7 protein-coding genes are annotated in these 6,296 nt (G+C 35.0%); 2 read left to right on the forward strand and 5 right to left on the reverse strand.

Features of this window, described 5'->3' with window-relative positions; all coding sequences use genetic code 11:
• Nucleotides 1-518: 518 nt before the first annotated feature.
• From F6K22_RS22475 to F6K22_RS42370, 5 genes are all read right to left on the reverse strand, one after another.
• On the reverse strand, nt 519-2,267 hold the full coding sequence (locus F6K22_RS22475) for an alpha/beta hydrolase (RefSeq protein WP_293102930.1): 1,749 nt from the start codon (nt 2,265-2,267) through the stop codon (nt 519-521).
• Between the two features lie 181 nt (nt 2,268-2,448).
• A complete protein-coding gene (locus F6K22_RS22480) occupies nt 2,449-2,613 on the reverse strand; it encodes a hypothetical protein (protein WP_293102932.1) in 165 nt (54 codons plus the stop codon).
• Nucleotides 2,614-2,637: 24 nt separating this feature from the next.
• Nucleotides 2,638-2,754, reverse strand: a complete 117-nt coding sequence (locus F6K22_RS42365) for a transposase (protein WP_363274163.1) — start codon at nt 2,752-2,754, stop codon at nt 2,638-2,640.
• A 26-nt stretch (nt 2,755-2,780) separates the two neighbouring features.
• On the reverse strand, nt 2,781-2,936 hold the full coding sequence (locus F6K22_RS22485; protein WP_293102935.1) for a hypothetical protein: 156 nt from the start codon (nt 2,934-2,936) through the stop codon (nt 2,781-2,783).
• 536 nt (nt 2,937-3,472) lie between these two features.
• Nucleotides 3,473-4,171 (reverse strand): rubrerythrin family protein, encoded by a 699-nt coding sequence (locus F6K22_RS42370; RefSeq protein ID WP_363274165.1) that lies wholly within the window; start codon nt 4,169-4,171, stop codon nt 3,473-3,475.
• Between the two features lie 153 nt (nt 4,172-4,324).
• Between F6K22_RS42370 and F6K22_RS22500 the strand changes: the two genes are divergently transcribed.
• Together F6K22_RS22500 and gloA2 are read left to right on the forward strand one after the other, a co-directional pair.
• Nucleotides 4,325-4,804, forward strand: coding sequence for a Fur family transcriptional regulator (locus F6K22_RS22500; protein WP_293102938.1), 480 nt, complete (start codon nt 4,325-4,327; stop codon nt 4,802-4,804).
• A gap of 610 nt (nt 4,805-5,414) precedes the next feature.
• Entirely contained in the window at nt 5,415-5,804 is a 390-nt protein-coding gene (gene gloA2 / locus F6K22_RS22505; RefSeq protein WP_483244155.1) for an SMU1112c/YaeR family gloxylase I-like metalloprotein, read from the forward strand.
• Nucleotides 5,805-6,296 lie beyond the last annotated feature (492 nt).

Consider the following 6,296-nt stretch of genomic DNA (forward strand, 5'->3'; position numbering starts at 1 on the left):
AGGGAGAAATTTTTCCCATTCCAGAAACTACTTAAGTCAAGGTTGACTACTGACAGTAGATGCCAAGTTAATGTGGTCAAACTGACAGAATAAATATTTCTGGCCTATTCCCTATTCCCTACTCCCTATTCCCTCTTTCAAAAAGTATTTTAAGAAGTATTTTGATGCTTATTTAAAGGGAGAAATTTTTCCAATTCCAGAAACTACTTAGTCAGCATTCAGCTAGTTAGCGATCGGCAGTCAGCCAAAAGCAGATCTAGCACCCTCCAATTGGGTAGATAAAATACTTCTGTTAAAAATCAACTAAAAATAAGTTTTTTCGGTCGCGTAAGCGGAAGGTCGTTCTATCGCGCTCTTATCCAGACATGATATAACAATTAATAATTACCTATCCCTAAAACGGATAGGATTGAGGATTGAAGAAAAAAAATTCTTTTTTTCCCTTTGAAAGAGGAAGCTTTCAACCTGAATGAATTAATTATTAATTATTAATTATTAATTATTAATTATTCCGTAACTTATTCAGAAAAGTTATTAATTATTCTTTGTATATCCTCTTCTGTAAGAGACTTCAGTAAACTAAAAGTAAATGGTTTTTGATTGAGATATTGGAGATAAGAGTGACTTAAATATAGCAATGATTGGGATTGATTTTGAAGATAAGCTCGAAAAAATGCTAAACTTAATGCCTGAAGATAGGGATAAGCCAAATTCGGGTCAGGACCAATTAATTGTTTTGGTAGTTCTATAGAAGTAGAAGTAGAAGTTTCTTCTGCTTCAGCAATAAATGAAAAATGAGTTGCTGGTTTGCTCATAACTAAATATCTTTCTGGAGTAGTTAAGCTGATAAATGGATAAATTTGCTCTGGAACTGGTGGAGCAAAAAGATCTTGAGTGCTAGCAACAATCATCATAGGTATTTGAATTTCACTAATACCTTTATTTCCAGCTCCAAATACACCACTACTAACAGGATTAATTGCAATAGCTGCTGTGATACGTTCATCTCCTAAATTTTTGTTCATTTTCCCTGGTAAATTAATAGTTTGACACTGTAATAATAGGGATAAATTTAAGATCGACTTAGTGTCTTCAGATTGGCAATCTTTTCGGAGTTGTTCTAGGTTGAGGGGAGCACCTGCAAGACTTAAAGCTGTATAACCACCAAAAGATTGACCTAATACTCCCACCTGTTGCAAATTTAGTCTACCTTGCAATCTCGGATCGGAGCCTATTTTTTTCTCTATTTCATCTAGCAAATACTTAATATCTAGTGGGCGATTAATAAATTCCATTCCATCTACAGGTCTACTAAAACCTGCAAATATGCTTTCAAGTTTTTCTGCACTTGAACCAATATGTTCCGGTACTATTACAGCAAAACCATGAGATGCTAAATGTTCAGCAAGATAGACAAAACTACTCAAATCTGAACCTAAACCATGAGAAATTACTACCACAGGAATTAATTGATTTCCCGAAATATTAGGCAGATAAATATCTGCTGGAGAAAAGCGATCGCGATTGGGATTTCTAAAGGTCAAAGATTGTTTTTCCCATTTTGTATTCCCTGGTTTTCTTAAATCTGGTAAATTCTTAAAATTCCGTCGAGTCTCAGAAACTGCTACCTTTTTTGCTTGTTTTTGTAGTTCTGTTACAATCCTATTTTCTTCAACAAATCTTTCTGTTAACTCATCAACTAAATTGATACCTTCTTGAAGTTCTATAAAAATATCTCCGGGAAATTTTTTCAGCAAATTAATAATCGTTAAACCATCCGGCTCGGCAACAGCTAATTCAAAAGCTATTTTGAGAGCTTCACTACCATTTTTATCTTCTCCAGTTTGGATGATTTTACCTAAACGTTTTAGTACTTCTTTTCCTGCTGGCTCTTCTAGAAATCCTTTGACAATACTAGGAGCTACATCAAAATCCTTTTGTAAAAGTTGCCTTAGCTCTTGTCTTTGCTTTTTTAAAAGTTGTTGTAAGTCCTTTATTTCATCTTTTAATAGTTCCGAATAAAGAATAAACTCATCTGTGTATTCACCTTCTTTGGCAAAGTTTTCGAGAGATTGGACTGGTATTTTAATTTGAAAAGCTGGTAAATAAATTTCGATTGGATCTTTGATATTAATATCGGGAACAGCAATTATTATTTTTTCAGCAGCAATAGTAGGAATAGGATTAAAAATCGGTGATAATATGCCTAATCCTAGAGAAAATATAAATCGTGAAATAGATTTTGTTATGAATCGCTGAAATCCCATTAATTACTCCTAAATTATATGAATTGAATTAAAATATTTATATCTCGCTTGCTACAGAATGTCAATAAATAAAAGGAGCGATCGGCTCAACTAAGCGACTTCATAATTATATTATTTTCCCTTAATTACCTCTAATAAAAATAGATACCTCCAGAAAAGGCTGTAATAATTCAAAATAAGTCTACAACATGGCGTTTACGCGCTTTAACTTTTTTACTACCATTGAAACCGTAGAGCGAGGATTTTTTTCCGTTATTTTGACTGCTTGAGAATCGGCGATCGCAACGCTAGAGTCTTCACCTTTTCCTAATTCACTGTGTAGTTGTTGGGAAATTTTGTCGTACATTTGCTGCCATAAACCACAACGTTGTCATTTCTGAAAATATTTGTACACAGTAGTGTAAGGTGGCAAATCATGGAGCATCATCTCCCATTGACATCCACTTCGTTGTACATAGAAAACACCATTGGTAATGCTAATCGGCATCGCTATCTTTGGTGGCGTGGTACAGTTTAGTTAAATCCAGACTTTTTGAGAAAAGTGAAAAAATGCTGACGACAATAATAATTAGCCAAGTTATACAAGTTTTTCGACTTAAAGGCTAACTCATCACAAACTCGCCAATACTGATGTGTTCGGTTAATAATATGTCTATCAACAAGTCGCATTCACTTGCTATTTTTGATCATTTGTTGTTACCTATTTAATATTACAACACTTTTGTAAATTTTACAACTATTTTCTACGGTTTAAGTTTAACAGTTAATCACCCTTTGGGTTTAGGTAGTAGGGGTTTGATGAGGTTCGAGTCTGAATCATTCAGGTCGCTTGGATATATTTTTCTTTATTAGACATAGGCGCGATCATCAAAAATCAAATCAATCCCATACGGATAAATCATCAATTCTTTCCCCCTACTCCCTACTCTGTACGGACGTTGCATGCAACGTCCGTACTACTCCCTCTTTTCCACCAGAGGTCTATTATACTAAACTAAATAAATTTAACGGGTGTTACTAAATGTGTAATGCTTTTGTCTTAAATCTCTATTTTAATTCGGAAAGACCTTCTTTAAAGTGTCTTTATAAATCAGCTTTGATATAAACAGGACTTACGCAAAGGCACTAATTGTACTGGGAATATCTGAAATAATCTCCAAATAATACAGCATATATAGCGCTACTGCGTAAGTCCCGATCAATACTTAAGCCGCAACTCCCTCTTCATAAGGAACAAAAGATTTCTTTTGCGCTCCACAAATAGGGCAAGACCAATCTTCAGGAATTTCTTCAAATGGGGTGCCAGGAGCAATACCAGAGTCCGGGTCGCCGACAACTGGATCGTAAATCATTGAACATACACGACAGATCCATTTACTACCAACAACTTTTTGTTTGGGTGCAACACCATTGAGACCTTCGAGAGCTTCTGTATATTGATTAGCATGGTGGTTTTCAATGTGGGTAAGTAAACCAAACTTATGAGCTGCTTGACGGAACATGGTGGCGTGTTCGCGGGACTCTTCTTCTTGCTCTTTGAATTCTGCAACAGCTCCACTATCACGATCTACTCGTGCTTGTTCGGCAAATTCTGGGTACATGGTTGTATATTCGTAGGTCTCTCCTTCAATTGCTAATTCTAGACAACGAGAGGCGATCGCTTTTTTTTGCTCTTCAGTTAGGGTAGATGGGTTATCTACTACTAATTCAGGATGAAGCAGGCGAAAGTGAGAAAAAGCGTGTTGGGTTTCTTGATTAGCTGTTTCCCGGAATAGTTTGGCTAAATCTTCCATGCCTAATTTCTTGGCAACTTCGGCAAAGAAGAGATATTTACGGTTAGCCATTGATTCTCCTGCAAAAGCATCGGACAAATTTTTGCTGGTGTTAGAGTTGGACAAGTCCATAATTTTTTCCTCTCTATGGTAGTTGGTAGTTATTTCTAAGAATAATTCTGATTTAAGAAAATGTCAAGTTAAATATTAATTCTTGATTAAGAAGCAATTATATTATGTTAAAATTATTAATTAGTTGAAAATATATTTAATAACTTGAGAATAATGAAAAACAACTATACTACAACAGAGATTCAGAGAAAAATGCAATCTAAAGGGCTAAGAATTACTCCTCAGCGATTTGCAGTTTATGCCAATCTTCTGTCTCGTTCAGACCATCCAACTGTTGAGGAAATTCTGAGTGAGGTAAACCGCGAGTTACCAATTTCTTCTAAGGCAACTATTTATAGTGCTTTAACTGTATTACGGGAAGTAGGTTTAGTTAAGGAAGTATTACTGGAGGAGGGAGTGACTCGTTATGATGCCAATGTTAAACCCCATCATCATTTTTGCTGTCAAAACTGTAGTGCTATCGTTGATATAAAATGGGAAACTTTTAGTAATATACGATTAGATCAGTTACCTCCAGGACTTCATGCTGAAAGTTATGAGGTTATTGTTAAGGGAAAATGCGATCGCGAAGGTTGTCAACCGCTGCTTGGAAAGCAAAACTCAAAAGTTAAAAGTATTAGACCTAAAACATAGGGGAGTATGGTATATCTAAATTCCGCACTTCAAAGCATTTCAGCGTTTATTAGATAACGATAGTCTCACCATGATTCAAAGGTCTTTGTCTCCATCATCAATTATAGCAAATTATAGCATATTTGACTACGAGCTGGTTTCCCACTTATACCAAGTCTGATAAATGTTTACTAGAAATAGTTAGGTTATTGCTCAGGATAACCGAAGACCGAAGACCGAGTCAGAAGGAATAGAATCTCAAGTTTTTTTTATAGCTATCCTATTTTTTTTATTCAAATAAACATTCAAATCAACTCCTTTAAACACTCAAGCTTATTCGTAATATTATTTTTTTTTACACTTGGTATTACCGAAAAATAAGGGTTTAAAGCTTTTCCTTTAAAGGAGAAAAAAGCGGTCGAGGGATGGCGAGGTTTCCTCGCCATATCCAATCGACCAAGAGAGCGGTCGGAAAGCGGATAATTCCGTAGGATGGGATGGATGGGTTACCTAACCATATCCAATCGACCAAGAGGAGAAAAAAATTTCCCTTTTAATCAATCCTCTTCTTGAAAAGAAGAGGTAATTGTTAATTATTAATTGTTAATTATTAATTATTGAACGAATTTTTATGATGAAAATTAAAAGATTTAATCATGTTGCGATTATTTGCTCTGATTATGAAAATTCCAAGCATTTTTATGTGAATATTTTAGGCTGTAAAATTATTCAAGAAACTTGGAGAAAAGCACGCAATTCTTATAAGTTAGATTTGCGTGTAGGTAATGGTAATCAGATAGAATTATTTTCATTTCCTGACCCGCCAAAAAGATTAACTCGCCCAGAAGCTTGTGGTCTGAGACATTTAGCATTAGAAGTAGATAATATTGATGAGTCTGTTGATTATTTGAAATCCCAAGGTATAGAAGTAGAAGATATTAGGATTGATGAAATAACTGGCAAGCGTTTTACTTTCTTTCCAGACCCAGATCAATTACCTTTAGAAATTTATGAAAGTTAACATCTTGAAATACCCAACCTGAAGAATGCATATAGTCATTTCAGTTTAGATTGAGACGAGTCTTTCTTGCCTTGAAAGGGTTTCATTTGAAATGACTATAACTTCTCAGAGCGGCGTTGCTGAAACACGGTATGAAATTCAACTAATTGTAAATTTTTAGCCAAAACAATAGTGCAGATTATACCTATTTATTCTGATTTAGTTACCGAAAAACTCCTTTCTAGCTACTGACTCCTGACTCCTTTCAGTAATTAACAATGAACAATTAATAATTAATAATTACCCCTTCTTAAAAGAACTATGCTTTATAAACATCTTTCTTAACATAAAACTTGACAAAGGCAGTCAGTTATGCTTAAGTCTTGAATCAGCTTTTTTCTCAGAAATAGTGTATTGAATTAGACATTTTTTTGATAAATCCACCCCAAGATTCTGACTCCCCCCTCTTCCCCCTCCTCCCCCTCTTCCCCCTCTCCACACCCCCCTACAAGA

This window comes from Okeania sp. SIO2F4, assembly GCF_010672385.1.
Classification (GTDB): domain Bacteria; phylum Cyanobacteriota; class Cyanobacteriia; order Cyanobacteriales; family Microcoleaceae; genus Trichodesmium.